Origin of the sequence: Microbacterium sp. H6 (genome assembly GCF_003314775.1) — a bacterium.
Taxonomy (GTDB): domain Bacteria; phylum Actinomycetota; class Actinomycetes; order Actinomycetales; family Microbacteriaceae; genus Microbacterium; species Microbacterium oxydans.
On sequence record NZ_QOAY01000135.1, the window covers coordinates 4,910 to 8,017 of the forward strand.

Genomic DNA, 3,108 nt, shown 5'->3' on the forward strand with positions numbered 1-3,108 from the left:
CGTCGTCGTCGGGGGTGACGAGGTCGCGGTCCCGCAGCACCATCGATGCCGGCGAGGCGTCGTCCGTGCACATCTCGGCGAAGGGCCGCGGAAGCTCATCGGTGTACTCGATGTCGATCACGCGCTCGCCGTAGACATCGGTGTACGCCGCGCACTCCTCGTACGCCGCGCACTCCTCGGTCACCGCGAAGTCGAAGCCGGCGTGCTCCTGCAGCGCGGGGGCATCCTCGGCGGCGTTCTTCTGTCCCGCTGCCAGCCCCACATCGTGCGCCGCCTCGACGAGGAGTGCGGCCAGCGCGAGGTTGTCATCGAGCGAGAGGGCTCCCTTCGACCGCGAGTACGAGTCGAGGTTGTCGAACTCGACGGCATCGAACCCGTCATCCGCGCAGTGCTCGATCCAGGGGATCACGGTGTCGGCGATCTGCTCCCGGCGCTGCGCGGTCGACGTGTCGAGCAGCGCCTCGTCGGGCCAGTCCGGGTCGAAGACGACATGTCCGTCGCGCTGCAGCAGCAGATCATCGGGCCAGGTGTCGAGTTCTCCCGGTTGTGTCTGGAATCCGTTGACGTAGCAGACCGAGTACACACCGGCCGCGGGCTCCGCGGTGCGGTCGCGCCCGACCACGCCGACGCCGGAGGACGGATCGTAGGCCCCGCCGAGCTGATAGTCCGGCGTGGCGCCGGAGGGAGGAAGGGCGACGGAGGACGGCGGGTCCGCGGGCGCCGCGCACCAGCCGAGAGCGAGGAGGAGGGCGACGCCGGCCGCTGGCCAGGCACTCCGGAGCAGCCGATTCAGCGTGCCGCTCCGTACAGCTCCGCGATCTCCTTCGACCCCATGCCCTGCGCATAGGTCGGATGCTGGGGCCATCCCTCCGGAACGTCCTGCCATTGCTCCTGTCGACCGTAGGGGAGCAGATCGACAAGACCCTGCAGGTAGCTCAGCCGCTCCGTGCCGCGGCCGTCGGTGTGCCAGGTGCGGTACACGGTGTCGCCGTCGCGCAGGAACACGTTTACGCCGAACCCCGCGTTCGGCGGGGCGTCCACATCGGCCCCGAACGTGCTGTCGGCGCTCGAGTACCACTGCATGCGGTTGCCCACGCGTTCGCGGTAGGCCAGGGCTTCCTCGATCGGACCGTTCGTCACGATCACGAAGCGCGCGTCGTAGTAGCGCTCGAGCACGTCGAGCCGCGTGAACTGCGAGGTGAAGCCGGTGCAGCCGGGACACTGCCATTCGCTGCCGTCCGACCACATGTGGTTGTAGACGATCAGCTGGGATCGTCCGTCGAAGATATCGGCCAGGCGTACCGGACCCTCGGCGCCGACCAGCGTGTAGTCGGGCAGCTCGACCATGGGCAGGCGTCGTCGTTGCGCGGCGATCGCGTCGAGCTCCCTGGTCGCGGCCTTCTCGCGCACGCGCAACTCGTCGAGCTCACGGCGCCAGGTCTCGGCGTCGACGACAGGGGGAAGGGGCTGTGCTGTGCTCACGGTGACCTCCGGATGCTGAGCGATGCGTCCAGTCTGCGCGCGGCCGGGGACACGGTCAATGCGGGAGCGGTCCCGTCGATGCGGTGTCGGCGGGGAGCGCCTCGCTCGGATTGCGGCGGATGCCGATCCACGACACCACGCCGCCGATCACGAGCACGGTGGCCGTGACCCAGGCGGCGCTGTGGAACCCGTCGAGGTCGAGAGTGCCGCCGACGATGGTCGACAGCATCGCGACGACGAGCAGCCCGGCCACACGAGATACCGCGTTGTTGACGGCCGAGGCGATGCCCGAATGGTTCTCGTCGATGGCACCGAGGATCGCGGCCGTGAGCGGTGCGACCGTGAGCGAGAGGCCGAGACCCATCACGATCATCGCCGGCAGAACCTGCCACCAGTAGTCGAAGTCTGCGGACACGAGGAGCAGCATCAGAGCGCCGACGGCCATCAGCAACGGGCCGACCGTCATGAAGATGCGGGGTCCCCACCTGCCGGCCCACTGACCGGCACGCGAGCTGATCAGGATCATCAGGATCGTCATCGGCAGACTCGCCAGGCCCGCGGCGGTGGCGCTGAGTCCTGCGCCCTGCTGCAGGTAGACCCCGACCACGAAGCCGTTGAGCGACAGTGCTGCGTAGACGAAGAGCGTCGCGAGGTTGCCCCACCCGAAGTCGCGCACCCGGAACAGCCAGAGCGGCATGAGCGGCGAGGCGGAGTGCTGCTGCCGCCACAGGAACAGTCCGAACAATGCGGCGCCGGCGATCGCGGGGATCCAGATCGCGGGCGACTGCCACCCCATGTTGGGCTGCTCGATGAGTGCGAAGACGACGGCCCCGAGCCCGATCGCGCACAGGGCCCCGCTCCACCAGTCGACCTTGACGCCGCGGGGGTGCTCCGGCAGATGCAACCGGGCGAGGAGCAGCAGGGTGATCCCGATCGGGATGACGTTGATGAGGAACACGAAGCGCCACGAGAGGTAGTCGACGAACAGTCCCCCGAGCAGCGGACCGACCAGCTGCGCCCCCGTGGTGAAGGCCGTCCAGACGCCGATGGCGCGCGATTGCACGTCGGCCCGCATGGTGGCCGTGATGAGGGCGAGCGAGCTCGGTACGAGCAGGGCACCGGCGGCGCCCTGCGCGGCGCGGGCGACGATCAGCATGAGCGGATCGACAGCCGCCGCCACGGCGATCGAGGCGATCCCGAAGGCGATGAGTCCGATGCGCATGACGAGCACCCGGCCATAGGCGTCGGACACCGATCCGGCCAGCAGGATCAGGGCGCTCAACGTGATCAGGTAGGCGTCGACGACCCACTGCTGGGTGGTGATGCCGCCGCCGAGCTCGCGACTGATCGCCGGGAGTGCGACGTTCACGACCGTGCCGTCGAGGAAGGTCACGAACGACGCGAGCACCGCGATCGAGATGACGAGTCTTTGGAGCGGGGCGAAGGTGGCCACAGGCCGACACTACTCCCGGTGGCCGACGTCGGGGCCGGGCGCCTCATGGTGTGGGCGTGGAGACCGTGAGTCCAGGGGGATCCGCCGGGAGCGGCGACGGCGTCCCTGCGCGCAGGAGCTCGGCGAGCTTCGACGGCCCGCCATCCGCGGCGGCCCGGCGTTGGCGATCAGCG

General features: G+C 69.3%; 3 protein-coding genes. All 3 read right to left on the reverse strand.

The features are described from left to right. A partial coding sequence (locus tag DSP71_RS08565) for an endo alpha-1,4 polygalactosaminidase (protein WP_113680863.1) occupies window positions 1-865 on the reverse strand: 865 nt, incomplete at its 3' end. Beyond that, complete coding sequence (locus DSP71_RS08570) at window positions 790-1,482, reverse strand: DUF899 family protein (protein ID WP_061015427.1); 693 nt, start codon at window positions 1,480-1,482, stop codon at window positions 790-792. The genes DSP71_RS08565 and DSP71_RS08570, both read right to left, overlap by 76 nt. 55 nt (window positions 1,483-1,537) lie before the next feature. Continuing rightward, window positions 1,538-2,935 carry an MFS transporter gene (locus tag DSP71_RS08575; RefSeq protein ID WP_113680861.1) on the reverse strand — a complete coding sequence of 466 codons (1,398 nt, stop codon included), beginning with the start codon at window positions 2,933-2,935 and terminating at the stop codon, window positions 1,538-1,540. Window positions 2,936-3,108 lie beyond the last annotated feature (173 nt).